A 20359-nucleotide genomic window follows, 5' to 3' on the forward strand; every position below is an offset into this window, starting at 1 on the left:
CACAGCTCACAGGGGGGTACGAACTGTTACGCGCCCCTGCGGTAACAGTCGGCGCTACACCTGCCAGCCGACCCCGAGCAGGCCGGGCCGGACATCCTCGGCCACGACCAGCGCGGTGCGGTCCGCGCCCAGCCACACGTCGTGGATGTCGCGGTACGTGTCGCCCTGGTGGCGCTGGCGGAACCGGTACACCCGCGACGGCAGGTCGCCGACGAAACCGACCTGGCAGGTCCACAACCGGCACGGCCGGGTGAAGCTGCGGTGGTAGCAGTCGGAGACGTCGGTGTCCGCCGCGAAGATCAGTTCGTAGTCGAGCACGGCGCACTCCCCGGCGGCGAGCGGCCGGTCGAAGATCAGTTCGGCGACCGTGACCTGGCCCTCGGTGCGGACCCGACCGGGGCGGCAGTGCGCGAGTCCGCCCCAGCGCGGGGGTTCGCCGTGCTGGTCGGCCTGGTAGAACACGACCGTGCGGCCCACCCCGTCCACGAGTGCCCGCACCACCAACCGGACCCGCAGCAACCGCACGCCGGAGACGCCCTCCACGACGAACAGGTCGTTGACCGCCAGGAACTCCAGCTGGCCGTCCGGGGGCGCGTTGACCTCCGCCAACGCCGAGGGCCGGGCCGGCCACAACCGGCGGCGCGGCACCGAACCGGCCGGCCAGTGCACGGACCGGGCCGGGGCTCCTCTCGGGCGCAGCAGCGCGTGCAGGGAGCCGGCCGGTACCTCCAGGATCTCCTCCACGGCGGTCAGCGCCTCCAGCGAGCCGACCCGCTCGGGCTGGGAACGCCCCGACCGCCAGTAGGACAGGGTCGCGCGGGACAGCGACATGCCGCGTTCGGCCAGCCGGGCGGCCAGGGTCTCCAGGGACAGTCCCCTGGCGTCGAGCGCCACGGCCAGCGCGACGGGGAAGGGTCCGATCCGCAACGCCTGCGCCACATCAGGCTCCACCATCCCTTGAGCCTGACCCTCCCCGACCTGGCTGTAAAGGCCGGCGCCCCCAGTTCGGCACGCCCCGCCGGACCTCCGGCGGGGCGTGCCTCGTGGACCGGTCAGGACGTGGCGCCCGCCGCGTCCACGAATCTGGCCGCCGTGCGGAACGTCAGCGACTGGACCTCGCCGTTGGGGATCAGCGTCTTCTTCCCCGCCACGTCCCGGGTGTGGTCGGCGACCGCGACGTCGCGGAACCCGAGCACGGCGTGCGTCTGCGGATCGAGCAGGACGTCCTGCCGCAGCCAGCCCTCCGTGACGGCGCCCACCGACAGCATCGGCCGGCCGTCGATCGTCTCCGGGGCGGGCGCCTGGACCAGCCCCGGGATCATGCCCATGGCCTGCAACAGGGCGGCTGTGACGTCCGGGGGCAGCAGGGTGTTGCTGAGAATTCCCGCGATCGCGTGGAACGTCGCGGCGTTCAGCTCCGCCTCGGGGAGCTTGTCCAGCGGCGAGGGCGTCTTGACGCTGGGGTGCAGGGCCGGCTTCTCGATCAGCTCGCGCAGCCGGGTGATCAGCGCGGCCGGGTCGGTGGGCAGCGCGGCCAGCGTGGGGTAGTCGACCGGGATCTGTGGCGTGCTGCCGGTCGTCGGGCTGATCCGGACCTGGCCGTTGTCGTCGGGCCAGGCCTCCTGGGTGCCGTCGGCCTTCCGCCAGAACCGGACGGTGGAGGAGGTCTGCTGCCCCTTGGAGCGGGCCATGCCGCCCGGGCTCTGCGACTTCAGCTCGACGTACATCCACTGGTCGGGGCGGGGTGCGGTGAAGGGCTGGCCGGAGGCGTACGCGGCGGCCAGTTCGATCGCCGGCCTCGTCGGGGCGCCGGTGGCCGTCGGCCGGTCCCGCGCGCCCGGCGCCGGTGCGGGAGTCGGGGCGTCGGTGCCGCCGACCAGGAACAACGCGCCGAGCACGGCGGAGGTCGCGGCGGTGGCGATCCCGGTGCGCCAGGCCCACGCGGTCCGCTTCCGGGGCCGGGCGGGCACGACAGGGACGCCCGCCGGCCGGGCGGACACGAGCGGGGCCTCCGCCGGCCGGGCGATCCGGGTCAGCAGGGCGGCCCTGGCGCGGTCGCGGGCGTCGGCCGACGGGGGCGCGGTGTCCCAGTTCTCCCGGAGGGTGGTGATCTCGTCCATCTAGAAGTCCTCTTCCATCGCGGTGGGGTCGGCGCCACCGAGGGCGTCGCGGAGTCGGGTACGGGCCCGGTGCAGCCGGGAGCGGACGGTGCCGGCGGGGATGCCCAGCGCGCGGGCGGTCTCCTCGCCGCTCAGTTCCGCCCAGGCGATCAGCAGCAGCACCTCCAGGTCGGAGGGGGCGATGCCGGCCAGCGCCTCGGCGAGCCGGGCCCGGACCGCCTGCGCGTCGAGCCGGCCGTCCAGGTCGGCGGGCGCCTCGACCTCGGCGCCGGCGGACCGGGCCAGCGCCCGGTAGCGGCGGGCCTCCGCCCGCTGGTGCCCGGAGATCAGGTTCGACGCGATCCCGTACAGCCAGGGCCGGGCGCTGTGCTGGCTGACGTCGTAGCGTTCCCACTGGTCGAAGGCGCGCAGGAACGTCTCGGCGGCCACGTCGTCGGCCAGGTCCGGGCCGAGCCGGCGGCTGGCGTACCCGTGGATGGCGGGGTAGTGCCGGTCGAAGACGACCGCGAAGCCTTCGGGGTCCTCGCGCATGCGGCGAATGACGTCGGCGTCGGACAGTTCGACGGCGACCGGGTGCTCACCACATCCATGGACTCTCCTTCCGTGATCGGGGGTTCGCCTTACTTCGCCGCTCGACCGCGGAGCGTTCGCGACACCCGACACATCATGATCATCCTGTGGGAACGGAAATCCGGCTGGCGGGGCCGTCGTCGACGCCGACCACCGGGGCGCGACCCCGGAGCTCGCCGTCCGGGGCCGCGCGCCGGCTCCGCCTGGGCCGCGTCAGACCGGCCGGGGGGCGCAGTGATCGGCGAGGACGAACCGGCGGTCGAGCGGATACGGGTCGCGGGCCTCGTCGGCGCCGTCGAGGATGAAGCGCCTCAGCTGGGGATCCGTCACGGCCACCGGGTCCCGCATGACGATCCAGCTGACCCGCTCGCCGTAGTCCGGGGTGGTGAGCGAGCCCTCGTACCGGTAGAAGGCGCGGTCCGGTGGCAGCAGGGCACCCAGGTCGAACGAGGTCGGCGGGGTCGGCTCCGCGTGCTCGTGGGCGCCCCCGGCCAGGTTCAGCAGGACGCTGACGGCGCACCGCCGGACGCCGTCCTCCGCGCGGACGTGCACCGCGTGCAGCTCCGCGTCGAAGCTCGCGCCGTCGATCCAGTGTTCGCTGGGCAGGTGGAAGTGCACCTCGGCGAGCCCGTACTCCCTCGATTCGAGGAGCACCGTCTGTCCGCCCTCATGGGGCTTGAACCGGTAGCCGCTCGACTTCCTCCTGACCGTGAACTCCTGGTCGCCGGATCTCCAGTCGACGGTCACCCGCCCGCCCGCCGGGGAGACCCCGATCGCGTCCGCGGACACGAGATCGACCGGCGACTGCTGCTGACCTGGCACGGCGGCTCCCTCCGGTGTCCGCCGGCATGACGGGAACTTCTTCCCATGGGTACCGGTGCGGACAGGTTCTCGATCTCGACTGTCGCTCGCGTTCCCTGTCGGCGGGGCCGTCCGGCGCCGTGGACAGTGGACCGCTCACCCGGACGATTCCAGCACATCCCGGACACGCGCGTCCGGCGGTTGCCGGCGAAAACCCGACCACCCGGCGGCCCGACCTGCCGACGGCCCGACCTGCCGACGGCCCGCCTCCGGGCACCCCGACGCGAGCGGGCGCCCCGGGGAACCGGGGCGCCCACCCTGACGACTAGCTCGGCAGGCGCCACTGCTGGTTGGACGCTCCGTTGCAGTCCCACAGCCCCACCGGGGAACCGTTGGTCGTGCCGTACCCGATGTTGTCCATGCACCTGCCGGAGTTCGCGTTGTAGAGCACCCCGCCGGGCCGGGTCTGCCACACCTGGTTCACGCCGGCGTGGCAGTCCCAGATCTGGAAGGGCGCGCTGTTGGCGGTGCCGTAGTCGACGATGTCCAGGCACTTGCCGCCGTAGACCCGCAGGGTGCCGTCGGAGGCCACCTTCCAGTTCTGCGCGGGGGTGCCGTTGCAGGTGTAGAGCTGGACCCGGGTGCCGGTGGCGTCGACGCCACCGGTCACGTCGAGGCACAGAGTGGAGTAGACGCTGGAGATCGGCCCGCTGGTCTGGGCCGGGGGGCCGCCGCCGACGGTGACGGTGCGGCAGCCCAGGGCGGTCGCCGGCTGCTCGTTGGGGGCGCCGTTCGGCCGGTGGTTGTGGGCCCAGGCGCAGACGGTGTGCGGGCCGTTGGCCAGCGAGTAGTAGGTGGAGAAGCCGTGGTTGGGGCCGTAGCTGGAGCCGAGGAGCACGCCGACGTCCGGCCGGTTCTGGTTCGCGAGCAGCCGGGGCCGGGCGGCGCCGTCCACGGAGAGGTCGACGTGGGTCGGGGTGGTGCGCGGGGCCAGGTCCTCGTCGGCGGCCCAGCCCTCGACCCGCAGCCCGCCGTTCTGCGCGGTGACGGCCTCGAGGATGCCCCTCGGGGCGTGGTCGGTGACGACCGGGGGGACGTAGTTCTCGACGGTGAGGGTGAGCCCGTACGCGGCGAGGATCTCGTTCACCGGCTGGTAGAAGCTGTAGCCCCCCGAGTTGCAGTCCCCGTTGCCGCCGGAGTTGACGCCCTGGGCCTGGAAGCCGGAGATCAGCGCGCCGCCGGAGTCGCCCTTCGCGGAGCACACGTTCGCGCTGATCATGCCGTAGACGGTCTCCCCGGTGGTGTACGTGACCGTGGTGTTCCAGGCCGTGATCACGCCGCAGCGCAGCCCGGACGCGGCCCCCGACCGGCAGACCGAGGCGCCGACCGGGGCCTCCGCCGAGCCGCGCACCGTCATGTACCCGCCGGCGTGGTCGCTGACCCACGGCTGGGGGGTGCGACCGGGGGTGGCCACCCAGGCGTAGTCGTCGCCCGGGAACCGCGAGCCCTGGAACGTACCGGACGGCGAGCTGGTGTTCGCCCCCTGGACCCCGCAGTGCCCGGCGGTGACGAAGCCGCCGTTGTCGACGGCGAACCCGGACGAGCAGAAGTAGCCCGGCAGGTCGTACCGGCTGCCCCCGACGATGTCGGCCGTCGGGGTCGGGGAGTCGGTGGTGCCGACCACGGACACGGCTCCGGCGGGGATCCCGCTGGCGAGCGCCACGGCCCGGATGTCCGCGACGAGCTTGGGCCGGGCGCGCACGGCGACCCGGTTGGCAGCCACGTCCACGAACGTCACGACGACCGGCAGCCCGGCGGAGCCCAGCTCCTTGTCGAGGGTCTCCTGGACGCCGCGCAGGTCGGCGGCGCTGTAGGTCACGACGGTGGGTTCGGCCCCCGCGTCGCGGACCAGGTCGGCGGCCTCCTGGGTGGTGACCGCGACGTGTGTGACGGTCGCGTCGGCCGACAGCCAGGTGCCGGCGTAGGCCCCGCCGAGGCTGGTCCGGAGCCGCTTGTCAGTCTGACCGGCGCGCTCCTCGTCGACGATCCGGGCCTCGGCCTGGGCGGCGGTGAGTCCCAGGTCGCGCTGCATCGCGGAGAGCACGATCGACGGGGCCGCGCCGGGCGTCGCGTGCGCGGGGGCTCCGGGCCCCGCGACGGCGACCGGGGACACGGCGAGGAGTCCCGCCGCCGCCCAGGCCCACCGGGTGAATGACTTTCGCACTGAGTACCTGCCTCTTTTGTCCGTGATTCGACGTTCGCGGGCACCATCCGCGACGCCAGGCTTACGCTGTAAGCCTGGCGGCTTACGCCGTAAGCTAGTGCCGGTCTGGGATGATGTCAAGCTCCGCAGTCGAAGATCGAGAGGACCGAACCGAGGTGAGTTCGCAGACCCCCACGACCCCGGCCGCACGCGAGCCGTTGAGCGTCGAGCGGGTGCTCCGCGCCGCGCTGGCCCTGGCCGACGCCGGGGGCACCCACGGGCTGACGATGCGCGGACTCGGCCAGGAACTCGGCGTCGAGGCGATGTCGCTGTACAAGCACGTCGCCAACAAGGACGCGATCCTCGACGGCATCGTCGACCTGGTCGTCGCCGAGATCGCCCTGCCGGCCCCGGACGAGGACTGGCGGGCGGCCATGCGCAGACGCGGGATCGCCGCGCACCAGGTGCTGCTCCGGCACCCGTGGGCCTGCGCGCTGCTCATGTCCCGCCCCACCGTCGGGCCCGCCATGCTGAACTACGTGGACTCCACCCTCGCCAGCCTGCGCCGGGCGGGCTTCACCGTCGCGCAGGCCGACCACGCCGCCAACGCCATGGACAGCCATATCTACGGGTTCACCCTCCAGAAACTCAACTCCCCCTTCGATCCGGACCAGTACGCCGAAGCCGCCGCGACCTACCTGCCCCAGCTCCCGCCCGGCAGCTACCCCCACATCGTCGAGATGGCCACCCAGGTCATGGCCGGGGAGTACGACGGGGTCATCGACTTCACCTTCGGCCTCGACCTGACGCTCAACGGCCTCGAACGCCTCCTGCGCACCCCGTAGCGGATCCCGCTCCCACGCGTCCGCGACCCCGCCCCCGACCGGGCGCCGATCGCGGCGGGATACACCTCAAACACGTGATGTCCCCCGCCGGGATCCCCGCGAGACTCCTTGCAACATCCACGTTGGACGAGGAGTTTGCCTTGACTGCGAGCACTGACGTACGTACCAGCCAGGTTGATCCCCTCCGGGAGCTGTTCTACGCCCACTACCGTTTCCAGTACCTGAGCGCGGCCTGCGAGTTCGGCCTGTTCGCACTTCTGGGCAAGGAGCCGGGCCTGACCCGCGAGGAGATCGCCGACCGGCTGGGCATCGAGAACCAGCCGGCCCGGATCCTGCTGCTCGGTTGCGCCTCGGCCGGCCTGGTCCGCAAGGACGGGCAGCGGTTCTACAACACCGAGGTCGCCGCGCCGCTGGCCGGCAGCCTGGAGGACGTGCCCGCGGCGTTCGTGCCGTGGGAGCAGCACGTCAACTACCGGCCGATGGCCTGGTTCTACGAGTCGCTGAAGGAGAACACCAACGTCGGCCTCCGGGAGGCCATCCCCGGCGACTCGCCGACCCTGTACGGCCGGCTGGCCCTGGACAGCAAGCTGGAGAAGACCTTCCACAACATGATGGGCTCGGTGAGCCGCCTGGTGGCCGAGGAGCTCCAGCAGCACCTCGACCTGTCGGGCTACACCCACCTGCTCGACATCGGCGGCGGCACGGCGATCAACGCCAGCCACCTGGCCCAGCGCTGGCCGCACCTGCGGATCACCATCGTGGACCTGCCGACCGTCGCCGAGCGGGCCAACAAGACGCTCGCCGAGCTCGGCCTGTCCGACCGGGTCCGTGCGATCGGCCTGGACGCGTTCAACGACGAGTTCCCGACCGGCTGCGACGCCGTGCTCTTCGGGCACTTCCTGGAGATCTGGTCGATCGAGCGGAACAAGGAACTGATCGCCAAGGCCGCCCGCGCGGTGGCTCCCGGCGCCGGGATCTTCGTGGTCACGCCGGGCGCGGACGACGACCTGACCGGCCCGGACCTGGCCGCCGCCCTGTCGGCGTACTTCCTCACCGTCGCCTCCGGCGAGGGCATGGTCTACACCTGCGCCGAGTACGAGGACTGGTTCACCGAGGCCGGCTTCGAGCCGACCGGTCGACTGGTCGTCGGCGGGCTCGGGGATGTGGTGATCACCGGCACGCGGCGCTAGCCCGGGCGGCCACCGGTCGCCGGATCCCTGATCGCCGGACGAGTCCCGCTCGTCCGGCGATCGAGCGCGTCGGGCACGCGCGCGTGTCGGGTAAACACCGGACATGCCCGGGCCGGACCGTACTGCCACTGTGGACAGACGTCGGCTTCGTCGGGGGTCGATGCCGACCGGCGTGGGTTGACGCCCCCGTCGTCCGCGAAGGAGCCCACGTGTCCCCCATCCTCTCCCGAGCCTGGCGCGCCGCCGCCGGGGTCGCCGCCGGCCTGGCGTTCGCGCTGACGGTCGGCGTGGCCCCCGCCGCGGCGGCCGCGAACCCTGAGCTGTTCCTCCCCGCCGCCGTCGACGGACCCGCCGTGACCGTCGCCTCCACGGGGGCCGGCCAGCGGGTGGGGGTCACCTTCACCGCCACCGCCGGTCAGTGGATCAGCGTCGTCGCATCGAACTCGGTCGAGCCCACGTGGAAGACGATGTTCATCGAGGACTCCGCCGGCGCCGCGTTGGCCCCGTCGAAGTCCTGCTCGGTGGCCGCGTGCCTGGTCGGTACGTTCCAGGTGCACACCGACGGCGTGTACCGGACGGGCACATACACCTACCAGCTGCCCGCCGGGATCACGTTGCGGGTACTCAGCTCCCCGACCGCGACGGCCACCGCCGAGATCGCCGGGCCGGCCGTACCGGTCACCACGACCGTGCCGGGGCAGGCGGTGGAAGTGGCCTTCACCGGTGTCGCCGGCAAGCGGCTCGCCGTGCGGATCGACGACGCCTCGGTCGGCGGCAGCGTGTCCGAGGTCCAGCTCCCGAACGGGTCCGTCTGGGCGTGCCGCGAGGAGTACCAGCTGCCGTCGTTCTGCCCCGCCCAGGTGGTGGGAGACGGCACCCACGTGGTGCGGATCGAGCCAAAGGGGGTGAACCCCGGCACCGTGACCGTGCGGGTGTACGAGGTGCCGGAAGACCTGGCCACACCGTTGACCTACGGGCCCGCGGTGGCCGTCGCGACGTCCGGGTTCGGGCAGAACTTCGCGCTGCCGTTCGAGGGCCGCACCGCGCAGTCGTTCGCGGCCCTGATCACGGGCCACACCGCGACGAACTACTTCCGGTTCACGGTCCTCGACCCGACGGGCCAGTCGGTGGGCTGGTGGCGGGACTGCTTCGTCGGGGCCGCCATCTGCGAGATCGACCCCGTGGTCCTGCCGCGGACCGGCACCTACACGCTGGTCGTGGACTTCCGGGGCGGCGACGGCGGGGCCATGGACATCCAGCTCTTCGACATCCTGGCCCAGCCGGCGACGCCGCTCCCCCTCGACGGCACCCCCACCTCCTCGACGATCCTCGCGCCGGAGACGGCGGCGACGTTCAGCGTCACGGTTCCCGCCGGGCGGCGGGCGTCCTTCTGGGTCGAGCGGACCGGGTCCGGCCCGATCCACAGCCTGGTGCTGTCCGGCCCCGGCGGCGTCGTGGCGACGTGCTCCGCGCCGACGTACGACTTCCAACCGGACTGCCTGGCCGTCACCGGCCCCCTCCAGTTCGACGGCGGGTACACCCTCACGGTGGTCCCCCTCCGGGGCCGACTCGGGCCGGTGACCGTGCGGGGCTACGACATCACCACCACCCCCGTGCCGTTGACGGTCGGCACGCCGACCACGTTCACCGTCGACCGGCCGGGCCACAACCCGGAGGGCACCTTCACGGGTACCGCCGGCCAGCGGGTCTCCCTCACCGGTACCGGCTCGACGTTCCCCGGCTACTCCTACCTGCGGGTCAAGCAGCCCAATGGCACCCTCGCGGCCTCGACCTCCTGCTACGAGCAGTGCCTGATCGACTCGTTCGCGCTGCCGGCCACCGGGCAGTACACGGTCGAGATCGACCCGCAGGAGACCAGCCGCGGCACCCAGACCGTGCTGGTGTCGGACACGACCGACCTGACCGCCCCGGTCACACCCGGCGGCCCGGCCGTACTCGTCGTGCTGGACCGGCCGGGCCGCAACGCGGTGCTGTCGTTCCCCGCCACCGCCGGCCAGCGGGTCGCCGTGCAGTTCTCGGGCGGCACGTTCGGCGCGACCGACGCGACCGTGACCCTGCGCCGCCCCGACGGCGGCAAGATCAGCTCGAACGTGAGCTGCGGCGCGACCTGCTTCCTGGACACCGTCGCGCTGCCGACCGCCGGCACGTACACGGTGCTGGTCGACCCGGAGAACGCCGTGACCGGCGCGATCGACGTCCGGGTGCACGACGTCGGCGCGGACGTCGCGGCGGCCACCACCCCGGGCGGGGCCGCGGTCACGGTGACCACGACCGTGCCGGGGCGCAACGCGGCGGTGACGTTCCCCGGCACCGCCGGGCAGCGGGTGTCCGTCCGGCTGTCGGGCGGCACGTACGGCAGCCACGACGCGACCGTCGTCGTCCGCCGCCCCGACGGCACCAGCCAGGCGCAGAACATCTCCTGCGGCGCGACCTGCTTCTTCGACACGTTCGCGTTGCCGGCCACCGGCACGTACACGGTCGCGGTCGACCCGGAGGTGGCCGTGACCGGCGCCATCACCGCCCAGGTGTACGACATCACCGACCAGAAGGCCACCGTCGCGCCGAACGGCACGACCGCGAACCTGACCCTCGCGGTACCCGGCGGCAACGGGTCCGTGGAGTTCGCCGCCACCGCCGGTGACCGGGTCTCGGTGAAGCTCACGGCGGCCGGCTTCGGCACCTCGAAGGCCGCCACGGCGACCCTGCGCGGGCCGGCCAACGAGATCGTCGGCGCGACCGTCAACTGCGGGACGTCGTGCTTCTTCGAACCGGTGCTCCTGACCGCCACCGGCACGTACACGGTGGTCGTGGACCCGGCGGCGGACTACACCGGGACGATGGCCGTCCAGGCGTACGTCCTGCCCGCCGACACCGTCACCGCCGCGACGGTCGGCGGACCGGGCGTGGTCGCGACGGTCGACGCACCCGGCCAGCGGGGCACCGTGACGTTCACGGCCACCGCCGGGCAGGTCGTGACCGTCAGCTCCGCCGCCGCGAACTTCGGCGCGAGCACGGTCTACACCCTCCGCGCGCCGGACGGCTCGATCCTGGCGACGAAGACGGCCAGCGGCGCGACCGCGAACCTCGGTGCCGTCACGGTGCCGGTGGCCGGCGTGTACACCCTGGTGATCGACCCGTCGGGGGCGGCCACGGGCCGGGCGACGGTCACGGTGCGGTAGGCGGGCGGGCCGCCGGGTGGCAGTGTCACCCGGCGGCCGTCGTCGCCGGCCCGGGCGGGTGCGCCGGGCCGGTTTGCGTGCACGGACCATGATGGGCGGTAGGTTCGTGGCGCCGACGAGCGAGGAGTGCGGATGCAACCGGATCCACCGCCGGGGTTCTCCCCGTACGGTCAGCCGCCGAGGGCGGGCGGGCTTCCGCTGGCGGCGCGGCCCAGGGCGAGGGCGAACGGCGTGGCGGCGGTGGTCGCGGGCGTCCTGGCGCTGCTCACCGCCGGCCTGTTCGTCTGTTTCGCGCTCTACAACGTCGTCCACGCCAGCGGGCCGGACGGGGTCTGGTCCAGCGTGGCCGTGGTCAACGTGGTCGGCGGCGTCCTCGGCGCGGCGCTGCTGGCGGTCCCGGCGGGGTTCACCTTCGCCCGCAGGATCGCCGGCGCGTGGACCCTGTGCGCCCTGTGTTCGCTGTACGTGGTGGCGGTCTTCGTGACGGCGCCGCTGCTGTGGGGCACCCCGTTGAGTACCCAGCTGAGGTTCGTCCTCGGTTTCGAGAAGAGCAACGGTGCCGTCGTCGGGCTGGCGGTCCTCTGCGGCGCGATGACGGCGGTCAGCGCGGCGGTCGCGGGCAGCGTGCGATCCCCCGGGAAGGCCGCCGCGACGCCACCGGGTCGGTGAGGCGGCCGACCGGGGGCGTCACGCCACGGGAGCGGGCACCCCGGCCGGCGCGACCGCGAGACCACGGGCCAGGGCGACCGTGACCGCCCCCAACCCGAACAACACGGCGACGGGTACGAGGGCCGCGCCGGGTCCGGACAGCTGGATCAGCGCGCCGGCCGCGAACGGGGCGAGTGGTTGCAGGGTGCCCGACAGGAACGACATCGTGCCGCTCGTGCGGCCGTACACCCCGTCGGGGACCACCCGCAGCTGGGTGGTGGTGATGGCGGCCCCGGCGACCGGGCCGAGGAACAGCACCAGGAACAGCGCCGCGCCCAGCCAGACCGGCCCGCCCAGGAACGCGGCCACGGACGCGACCACCAGCCGGGACAGGGCCACCACCAGCAGTAACGGCCGCAGACCGAGGCGTCGGTGCGCGGCGGGGGCGCACAGGGAGCCGAGCAGGCCGCCGACCGTGGCGAGGCTGAGCACGACGCCCGTGGTGGCGGGGCCCACGGCGGCTCCGGGGCGCAGCAGCAGGACGAACAACAGCATGGAGACGGCGACGTTCGCGCCGACGGAGTACCCGGCGGTCGCGCGCAGGAACGGGGTGCGCCACAGGACGGCGAACCCGGTGCCCACCCCGGACAGCAGGCTCCTCCGGCCGCCGGTGGGCTCCGGTGCCGGGCCGGCCGGCAGCCGCCACACGCACCACAACGACACCAGGTACGACGCGACGTCGGCCAGGAACGGCAGCGACCGGCCGGCGTGGAACAGCAGCCCGCCCAGCGGCGGCCCGGCGAGCCCGGCGGCGTACCCCCGGGCCTGGTTCGCCGAGACCGCCTCCGGCAGCGCCCCGTCGGGCACGACGGCCCGCAGCAGCTTGGTCGCCGCCGGGTTGAAGGCCATCGCCGCCGCACCGTCCACGACGACGACCGCCGCCAGCAGCCACAACGGCGTGCTCCCCGCGATCGCGGCGGCGGCCAGGACGGCCACGGCGCCCAGGCGCACCGCGTCGCAGGCGAGCATGAGCCGGCGGGCCTCGCACCGGTCGGCCAGCATTCCGGTGGGGATCGCCACGAGCCAGGTGGTCAGGAAGCTCAGGGTGCCGAGCAGTCCGGCCTGGACCGCCGATCCGGTCGCCGCGACCGCGAGCAGGGGCACGGCCAGGAAGGTCATGGAGCTGCCCAGCCCCGAGGTGAACTGCCCGATCCACAGCAGCCGGAAGTTCCGGTGCGCCCCGACCAGCGCGAACCCGCGTGTCCCCGGGAGCCTCACGGCAGCAGCCCGTCGACGACGAAGTTGAAGTTCGTCCGGCCCCCGGGCACGGCCCGGCGCAGCCGGTCCAGGAACAGTGCCACGCCGATCGAGCCGGTCGCGAGGTCCACGCTCTCCCGGATCGCCTGCTCCCCGGGGAAGACGATGCCCTCGGGGCGGTCGACCCGGGCCAGCAGCACCCCGGCGGCGGTCCGGCGCGCCTCGGCGAACCACCGGTCCTCGCCGAGGATCTCCCCGGCGTCGAGCAGGACGTTGCCGAGGCCGGCCAGGCCGTGGAACAGCTGCGGGAACACGCTGTACTTGCGGCAGGTGTCCGCGAGCAGCGCCCGGACCAGGGCCTCCAGTTCGGGATCGGGGTGCACGGCCAGGTAGCGCAGGGCCGTGGTGAGCACGCCCGCGGTGCCCTCGTCCCAGTAGGACCGCAGCACCCGGCCCTCCTCGGGCTCCTCCACGTACCGGGGGAAGAGCAGCAGCGCGTTGCCGAACGGGACCCGCTGGGCCAGGTCGAAGTCCAGCGCGGCCCGGCCGAGCCGGTACCAGGTCCCGTCCCCCGTCGCCCGGTACAGGCTGAGCAGGAACAGGGCCACGCCGCTGGCACCGTGCCCGTAGCCCACGGGCGTGTGCTCCCCGTCGGGCCAGTGGGCGCCCCGGTCGTCGTGGACCGCCGTGGCGGCCAGGGCCTCGCCCGCGCGCACGGCGTCGGCGAGCAGCTGGTCGTCGTCGAGTCTGCGGGACAGGTGCACGCAGGCCAGTCCGTAGCCGGCCGCCCCGGACACGATGCCCGGGTTCGCGTACCGCAGGGGGTGCTCGCGGGCCTGTGCCATCAGCGCCCGGGCCGCTTCGGGGCGGCCCAGCGCGTCGAGGACCCAGGCGATGCCGGCCTGCCCGGTGTACAGGCCGGGCGGGCAGGAGTCCGGGCCGGTGTCGCGGGCCAGCAGCCAGCCGACCAGGCGCGCGGGGACCGTGGCCCCGAGCCGTTCCAGCCCGTACAGGACGCCGGCGGCCCCGTAGGCGACCGAGGCCGGGTGGGACTCGAAGACGAACAGGTCGGCGGGGAACAGCCGGTCCTGCCGGTGCGGGGTGGCCGTGGCCTCGACGTAGCGCAGCACGCCGTCGATCACCTCGCCGAGTTCGGCGTCGGTCGGTCCGGGGTCGGCGAGGTCCGTGGCCGGCAGGGCCAGCGGCACGGGGCCGGTCCACCCGGCCGGGTCGTCGAACGGGAGCGCGTCGAGGAGCCGCAGGATCTCCGCGGGCGGGGGCGCGCCGTCCTCGGCGCACAGGAGGGTGACCAGCTCCGCGAGTTCGGCGGGCAGGCCGAGGTCCGCGGTGAGGGCGGTGAGATAGCGGTCGAAGGTGGGCGCGTGCAGGCCGGTCACGTTGTAGACGACGAACACGGAACCGAGGATCAGGGCGCCGAGCGCGTACCAGTCATTGTCGCGGTCGTATCTGCGGGTCCGCATCCGGCGCGGGCCGGCCAGGCCGGGGGTGTGGATGTCGAGGTGCGGGTCCTCGCCGTCGCGGACGGCGGTCTCCAGGTCGATCACCCACAGGTCGGTGCCGTCCGGGGCGACCAGGATGTTGGTGTGCGACAGGTCCCCGAGCAGGATGCCCCGGTCGTGGGCGGCGTCGACGGCCTCGGCGATCCGGCGCCACAGGCCGCGCATCATCCGGAAGTGGTCACGGAGCGCCTCGGGGCGCAGGTCGAGGGTGACGACCGGGTTCCGGGCGATCGTGAACGCGCCGAAGGGTATGGCGTCGAGGCGTTCCTGGACTCCGAAGACGTGTTCCCACTCGGTGAACAGTTCCACGGGTCGGGCGAACCGGCCGGTGTCGGCCAGCTCGACGAGGAGCCGGTGTTCCTTCTCCAGTACCTCGATCGCGGATCTGCCGGGTCTGCCGACGAGGACGCCGGGCCGGGCCTCCTTCAGCACCACCCGGCCGCCGGTCCGGTGGTCGGTCGCGGCGTACACGCCGCCCCGGTTGCCGAGGCTCAGGGCCTCCAGCACCTCGTAGCGCCCGCCGATCAGGTCGCCGTCGTCGGTGGCCTCCTCCGGCGGGTGCGGGTCGGTGACCCAGGCCGGCGGGTCCCAGAACGGGGAGCGCACGTCGGGGGTCAGCGCGCCGTCCGGTGTACTGATCATGAGGTCGCGGGCCCCGTCGGGCCGCAGCCGCGAGACCCCGACGAAGCCGCCGTACCGGTAGTAGACGGCCGTGGAGCCGGGCCAGCGCCGGTCGGACAGGATGTAGGGGCCGGTCCGGCCCTTGAGCGCGGAGGCCAGCGCCTCGCCCACCGCGTGGAAGTGGTCGTCGTCGACCGGGTACACGGTGATGAACTTCCCGCTCGCGGTGCGGGGGAACACCTTCCCCGAGGTCACCTCGACGGCGTGCCGGTCCAGGAGGAACTTGTACGGCACCGCGTGCCCGACCAGCACGGGCAGGGCGGCCCGCAGCACGTCGACGCTCTCGTCGGCCAGGGCGGACACGTGCAGCTTCCAGCCCTGCCGGGGCATCGCGACCCCGGGCGGGTCGGAGATGAACCACAGGCCGCGCCGCCGCAGTCGCCACGTGCCCGGGGAGACGGACCGGTATACCGCCAGGTGCTCGTCGGAGGGCAGGTACCGGTCGGACGTCTCGAACCAGCGGGGGTCGTAACTCGCGTAGTGGACCACGGTCTCCCAGGGATACACAGCCTGTTGCCTTCCTCGTCGAAGTGCCGGCGGAGGGTGGTGTCCCGGCGGCCGTGGGCCGCCGGGACACCGGGGCCGACTAGCCGTGGCAGCTGTTCGAGTCGCAGGACGACACGCTGATCGCGATGGCGGAGGCGGCGGGCAGGACGCTCTTCTGGAGCTTCAGGATCTTCGACATGGGAATGCCTACTCTCGTTCGGTGGACACCGGAGGAACCTCCGGTCGGCAGAGCGTCGCAGGCGGCACTGGGAAACCACTCAGAGTCCACTCAGGAACGCCGATACCCATCGAAGGGGGCGCTCTTGCACGGGTGCCAGAATGACCACTATGGATGATGACATCGCGACCCTGACGCAGCTCAACGACCAGTTCATCGAGGCGTTCCGCGAGGCCCGGTGGGAGATCCTGGAGCCGGTGCTCACCGCCGACTTCCGCTACCTCGACGGGCGGACCGGTGAGCTGTGGGACATGCCGCGCTACATCGCGGACCTGACGGCCGCCCCGCTGCCGACCATCGACATCGACCAGGTGGTGGTCCACGTGGCCGGGGACGTGGCCGTGGTGTCGGCGCGCAGCTTCCTGCGGCCGGGGAAGTACAACCGGTATGTCGACACCTACCGGCGCACGGCCGAGGGCTGGCGCTGCTTCCACGCGTGCGTGTGGCCACTGCCGTAGCCCCCGGCGTCGGACCCGTTGAGGGTCAGCCGTGGACGTGACCCGTGACCGCGCGGACCAGGGACTGCGCGGTCCGGGCCGGGTCCGCGCCCCCGATCACCCTGCGCTCGGCCTCCCCAAGCGCGGACCAGACCTCCTTCATGTACGGGTACGACGGCATCAGGTCCCCGCGACCGCACTCCCGGGTGTACGCCAGGACCGGCTCCCCCAGCCCTGCGAGGTCCTGGGCCGCCATCAGCGCGGACGGCCGCGACTGGAGCCCCGCGATGCTCTCGGCCACGTCGAGCCGGGCCAGGTAGTCGCCGACCAGGTCGCGGGCCAGCGCCTTGTTCGGGGCGGCGCTGTGCACGTAGAAGCCGTACGCCGACACCATCGGGACCCCCGGGCGGCCACCGGCGAAGCCCGGCACCGGCGACACCGCGAACGGGAGCCGGCCCCCGGCGGGCAGCGTGTCGTTCACGGCCGCGATGTCCACGAGCGCGCGGGAGGCGCTGACCAGGAACGCCGTCCTCCGGTCCAGGAACAGCCGCATCGCGGTGTCGTCGCCGACGTCCTGGCGGAGTACCTGTTCGCCCTTGTCGCCCAGGCCGCGCAGTGCCGCCAACGCCTCCGGGGCGCCGGGGAGGACCACCCCCGGGTCCCAGGAGCCGTCGCCGTGCCGGCCGAACAGGTCGAGTCCGGCGCTGGAGAGCAGCGGCCACGCGTGGTAGGCGTCGCCCTCCTCGCCGACCTGGAGGGCGAGGATCCGGAAGTCCGCCCGGTCGGCCCGCAGCGCACGGCCGTGCGCGACCAGTTCCTCGACGGTGGCCGGCGCCTCGGGTGCCAGGTCGGTGTTGCGGATCAGGGCCACGGTGTCCAGGGTGGAGGGCACGCCGTAGAGCTGACCCTGGTACGTCATCGCCGCCAGCGCGTCCGGGGAGAACGCGGCCCGTTGCCGTTCGCTGAGGGTGAGCGGTTCGATGAGTCCCCGGCCGGCGAGCCGACCCACCCAATCGTGCGGGCCGAGGAGCACGTCGGGGCAGGTCCCGCCCCTGGCCGCGCGTTCGAACCGGTCGAGCAGCTCGGTGACGGTCTCCTGGTAACCGGTGCGGGCGCCTCCGGTGCCGTAGCGGACGGTGATGCCGTACAGGCCGGTGAAGTCGCGTTCCAGCTGGCGGCGGATCATCTCGGCGCGCCGGGGCTCCGCCCAGAGCAGCAGCTCCGGATTGAGCCGTTCGAGGTGGCCCTCCTCACGCAGCCAGAACCTGTTCTGGGCGTCCTTGAACAGCAGCCGCACCTCGTGGTCGCCGGACCGCAGCTCGGTGGGCGCCCCGGCCCCGGCCTGCGCCTCCGCCTCCGCCGGGACGCTGAACCGCACCCGGGACTTCGGCGGCACCGTGGGCCAGTCGTACTTCTGCCGCCAGCCGCCGCGCACGCTGCTCACGGTGATGTTGGCGTGGAACACCGGCGACCGGGAGTCGTTGTCGACCACGGCCTCGGCCCGATCGGCCTCATGGGGTCGGGGACTGCGCTCCCACCACGCGTGCACGTCCCTGGCCTGGTCGGACTGGGCCTGGTCGGACTGCCGGCGCCTCCGCGTGAGGGTCCAGACGAAGGGGACCGCGATGCCGGCCGCCGCCACGAGCACGCCCGCCAGGCCCACCCAATCGCCGGCGGACAGGGCAACAATCGCAGCCGCGACCACACATGGATAGTACCAAAATTAGGGTATTCCAGAAGAAATGTCGGCCGTCAGGGCACGATCCAGCTGGGTGACCCGTACCCGTCGGAGGCTCCGGAATTTAGGTCTGAAAGTGGCCTGAATGGCCTCTAGGCTGGGAGGCGGAGCAAGGAACGGACCACACTTGGAGGACAGGCCATGAACCGCGAGCGCACCGACCTGCTGGAGACCCTGGGCAAGCACCGCTTCTTCCTGCGCAACACCACCCGGGAGCTCGCCGACGCCGACGCCCGCAAGCGCACCACGGTCAGCGCCCTGCACCTGGGCGGGCTGATCAAGCACGTCACCGCCACCGAGCGGGCCTGGGCGGACTTCATCCTCACCGGGCCGGCCGCGTTCGACACCGGGGGCGACTGGGCGGCCTGGGAGGCGCAGCACACGATGCTGGAGACCGAAACCCTCGAAGAACTGCTCGCGGAGTACGCGCTGGTCGCGGCCCGCACCGACGAGCTGATCGCGACGCTGCCGGACCTCGACGCGGACCAGCCGTTGCCGGCGGCCCCGTGGTTCGAGCCGGGGGCGCGGTGGTCGGCGCGGCGGGTGCTGGTGCACATCCTGGCGGAGACCTCGCAGCACGCGGGGCACGCGGACATCATCCGGGAGTCGCTGGACGGCGCGAAGTCCATGGGGTGACCGCCGCCGATTCCACGGTGGCAGGACGGTGCGGCCGGGGGCTTCCTCAGGAGTCGCCCGGCAACGCGGCCGACTCCAGGACCGCGTCGACGACACAGGTTCCGCCGAGGTCGACGCCCTGGTCCCGGGGTCGGACATGGATCCGGGAGCCACGGCCGTGCAGCACCGTCAGGTCGCGTCCCAGTGCGCGGGCCAGCACCATCGAGGCCGAGCCGCAGGCCTCGTCCTCCGGGATGCCCAGGCTGGGCTTGAACTGCCGGGCCCGCACCAGGCCGGCCGCCTCGTCCGACCACGCCCAGACCTGGACCGGTTCGTCCGGCGGCGGACCGGTCAGCGCGGCGACCTCCCCGGCCGTCGCGAGCTGGCGGTGCCGGTCGTTCGGCGACCACTCCGACGGTGCGTGCAGCCAGTGCGTGCCGTCCCCGTCGAGCCAGAGCCGCACGTCGCCGGCCGGCACGGTGAACGTCCGCGGATCATGCCCCAGGGAACACAGGGCGGCCGCGGCCCCCAGCAGTCCGTGACCGATGAACCGCCGCTCCACCGTGCGGTTGTGGATCCGCACCGTGCGCAGGTCGGGGGCGACGAACACCGAGGCCGGCTCGACCGCCGCGCCCGCGAACGCCTGCCGGGTCGCGGCGTCGGGGAGGGCGCCGCTCGCGAGGACCACCCGCACGCCGTTGCCGTACGCGCCCCCGTCACCGGTGAACGCGCGGACCACCAAGATCTTCATTGGGGCACCCTAGCGGCGGGGGCCGGTTCTGTCCCTGGAGGGCGACGGTCACCCGGCCAGGTCGGCCCGGGCGTGCCAGCGGGTCAGCAGTTCCGCTTCGCGGTCCGCCGACATGCCCGTCGCCGGGCTGTCCAGGACGTCGCGCGCGCTCGTCGCGACGCTCCGCACGGTCAGGCCGGCGGCCAGGGAGGCGCGCGGGTCGGCCGTGCTGATCAGGTCCTCGCTCGGGTCGCCCGCCGACCAGAGGGGCAACCGGTCGCCCTCCGCCAGCAGGAACGCGTCGTCGACCCAGGTGAACGTCGTTCCCGGCGGGCCGACCGCGTCCCGGACGGCGTCGAGCAGTTCCCGGAAGGTCGCGGTGCCCGAGTCGCCGACCAGGTGGAACGTCCCGGCGAGCCCCGTCGCGACGCCGGCCAGGGTGAAGTCGGCGATGTCGCGGGCGTCGATGATCTGCATCGGGGCGTCGGGGTCACCGGGCGCGAGGACCTCGCCGCCGCGCGCCACCCGGTGCGCCCAGTAGTCGAGGGTGCCGTGGTGGTCCCACGGGCCGACCACGTACGTCGGCCGGACGATCAGCGTCGCCGGGCCGAACCGGTCCAGCGCGACCCGCTCGCACAACACCTTCAGCCCGCCGTAGGTGGCCGGGGTCGACTCGGTCGGAACCGGGCCGTCGAGTTCGAGGAGGCGGCTGTCCTCGGTGAAGCCGGGGCCCTCGGGGTCGTACACGGAGCTGGTCGAGACGAAGGCGAGCTGGCCGCCCCGGCCCCCGAGCGCGTCGGCGAGCGCGGTGACCTGACCTGGCACATACGCGCAGACGTCGATGGTGACGTCCCACTCGCCGTCCGCGAGGGCCGCGGTGAGCGCGTCGGGGTCGTCGCGGTCGGCGAGCAGCGGCCGCACGGAGTCACCGAACAGGTCACCGCCGGACTTCCCCCGGTTCAGCAGCGTCACGTCGTGGCCCGCGGCGATCGCCGTGGTCGCCAGGTGCCGGCCGACGAACTTCGTCCCACCCATGATCAAGATGCGCATGCCGCGATCCTAGACGGTCGGACCCCGGTC

Annotated in this window: 16 protein-coding genes; 6 read left to right on the forward strand and 10 right to left on the reverse strand. The window is 73.3% G+C overall.

Going from position 1 to position 20359, the window contains the following annotated elements; translation table 11 throughout:
- Positions 1-54 precede the first annotated feature (54 nt).
- The 5 genes from AB0M43_RS07005 to AB0M43_RS07025 form a co-directional block, all read right to left on the reverse strand.
- On the reverse strand, positions 55-954 hold the full coding sequence (locus tag AB0M43_RS07005; RefSeq protein WP_363721880.1) for a helix-turn-helix transcriptional regulator: 900 nt from the start codon (positions 952-954) through the stop codon (positions 55-57).
- A 98-nt stretch (positions 955-1052) separates the two neighbouring features.
- Positions 1053-2120, reverse strand: coding sequence for a CU044_5270 family protein (locus tag AB0M43_RS07010; protein ID WP_363721881.1), 1068 nt, complete (start codon positions 2118-2120; stop codon positions 1053-1055).
- Positions 2121-2651: a sigma-70 family RNA polymerase sigma factor gene (locus AB0M43_RS07015; RefSeq protein WP_363721882.1), complete on the reverse strand. Its 531-nt coding sequence runs from the start codon at positions 2649-2651 to the stop codon at positions 2121-2123.
- 252 nt (positions 2652-2903) lie between these two features.
- Positions 2904-3512, reverse strand: a complete 609-nt coding sequence (locus AB0M43_RS07020) for a carbonic anhydrase family protein (RefSeq protein ID WP_363721883.1) — start codon at positions 3510-3512, stop codon at positions 2904-2906.
- Between the two features lie 304 nt (positions 3513-3816).
- Positions 3817-5715: a ricin-type beta-trefoil lectin domain protein gene (locus AB0M43_RS07025; RefSeq protein WP_363721884.1), complete on the reverse strand. Its 1899-nt coding sequence runs from the start codon at positions 5713-5715 to the stop codon at positions 3817-3819.
- A gap of 155 nt (positions 5716-5870) precedes the next feature.
- On the opposite strand from AB0M43_RS07025, the gene AB0M43_RS07030 reads away from it, so the two are divergent.
- From AB0M43_RS07030 to AB0M43_RS07045, 4 genes are all read left to right on the forward strand, one after another.
- Positions 5871-6539, forward strand: coding sequence for a TetR/AcrR family transcriptional regulator C-terminal domain-containing protein (locus AB0M43_RS07030; RefSeq protein ID WP_363721885.1), 669 nt, complete (start codon positions 5871-5873; stop codon positions 6537-6539).
- A 140-nt stretch (positions 6540-6679) separates the two neighbouring features.
- Positions 6680-7729 carry a methyltransferase gene (locus AB0M43_RS07035; RefSeq protein ID WP_363721887.1) on the forward strand — a complete coding sequence of 350 codons (1050 nt, stop codon included), beginning with the start codon at positions 6680-6682 and terminating at the stop codon, positions 7727-7729.
- A 209-nt stretch (positions 7730-7938) separates the two neighbouring features.
- A complete protein-coding gene (locus tag AB0M43_RS07040; protein WP_363721888.1) occupies positions 7939-10929 on the forward strand; it encodes a PPC domain-containing protein in 2991 nt (996 codons plus the stop codon).
- Between the two features lie 132 nt (positions 10930-11061).
- Positions 11062-11598 (forward strand): hypothetical protein, encoded by a 537-nt coding sequence (locus AB0M43_RS07045; RefSeq protein WP_363721890.1) that lies wholly within the window; start codon positions 11062-11064, stop codon positions 11596-11598.
- Between the two features lie 18 nt (positions 11599-11616).
- Here AB0M43_RS07045 and AB0M43_RS07050 read toward each other — a convergent pair whose 3' ends face one another.
- Both AB0M43_RS07050 and lanKC read right to left on the reverse strand, forming a co-directional pair.
- Positions 11617-12855: an MFS transporter gene (locus AB0M43_RS07050; RefSeq protein WP_363721892.1), complete on the reverse strand. Its 1239-nt coding sequence runs from the start codon at positions 12853-12855 to the stop codon at positions 11617-11619.
- Positions 12852-15542, reverse strand: a complete 2691-nt coding sequence (gene lanKC / locus AB0M43_RS07055) for a class III lanthionine synthetase LanKC (RefSeq protein WP_363721894.1) — start codon at positions 15540-15542, stop codon at positions 12852-12854. Before lanKC ends, AB0M43_RS07050 begins: the two co-directional genes overlap by 4 nt.
- A 327-nt stretch (positions 15543-15869) precedes the next feature.
- Here lanKC and AB0M43_RS07060 point away from each other — a divergent pair, with 327 nt between their 5' ends.
- Entirely contained in the window at positions 15870-16217 is a 348-nt protein-coding gene (locus AB0M43_RS07060) for a DUF4440 domain-containing protein (RefSeq protein WP_363721895.1), read from the forward strand.
- A gap of 25 nt (positions 16218-16242) precedes the next feature.
- Here AB0M43_RS07060 and AB0M43_RS07065 read toward each other — a convergent pair whose 3' ends face one another.
- On the reverse strand, positions 16243-17901 hold the full coding sequence (locus tag AB0M43_RS07065; protein WP_363721897.1) for an extracellular solute-binding protein: 1659 nt from the start codon (positions 17899-17901) through the stop codon (positions 16243-16245).
- A 174-nt stretch (positions 17902-18075) separates the two neighbouring features.
- Here AB0M43_RS07065 and AB0M43_RS07070 point away from each other — a divergent pair, with 174 nt between their 5' ends.
- A complete protein-coding gene (locus AB0M43_RS07070) occupies positions 18076-18570 on the forward strand; it encodes a DinB family protein (protein WP_363721899.1) in 495 nt (164 codons plus the stop codon).
- Between the two features lie 46 nt (positions 18571-18616).
- On the opposite strand, the gene AB0M43_RS07075 is transcribed toward AB0M43_RS07070, so the two are convergent.
- Complete coding sequence (locus AB0M43_RS07075; protein WP_363721901.1) at positions 18617-19300, reverse strand: PhzF family phenazine biosynthesis protein; 684 nt, start codon at positions 19298-19300, stop codon at positions 18617-18619.
- 48 nt (positions 19301-19348) lie between these two features.
- On the reverse strand, positions 19349-20329 hold the full coding sequence (locus AB0M43_RS07080) for an NAD-dependent epimerase/dehydratase family protein (protein ID WP_363721903.1): 981 nt from the start codon (positions 20327-20329) through the stop codon (positions 19349-19351).
- Positions 20330-20359 lie beyond the last annotated feature (30 nt).

Source organism: Longispora sp. NPDC051575, from assembly GCF_040681875.1.
GTDB lineage: Bacteria > Actinomycetota > Actinomycetes > Mycobacteriales > Micromonosporaceae > Longispora.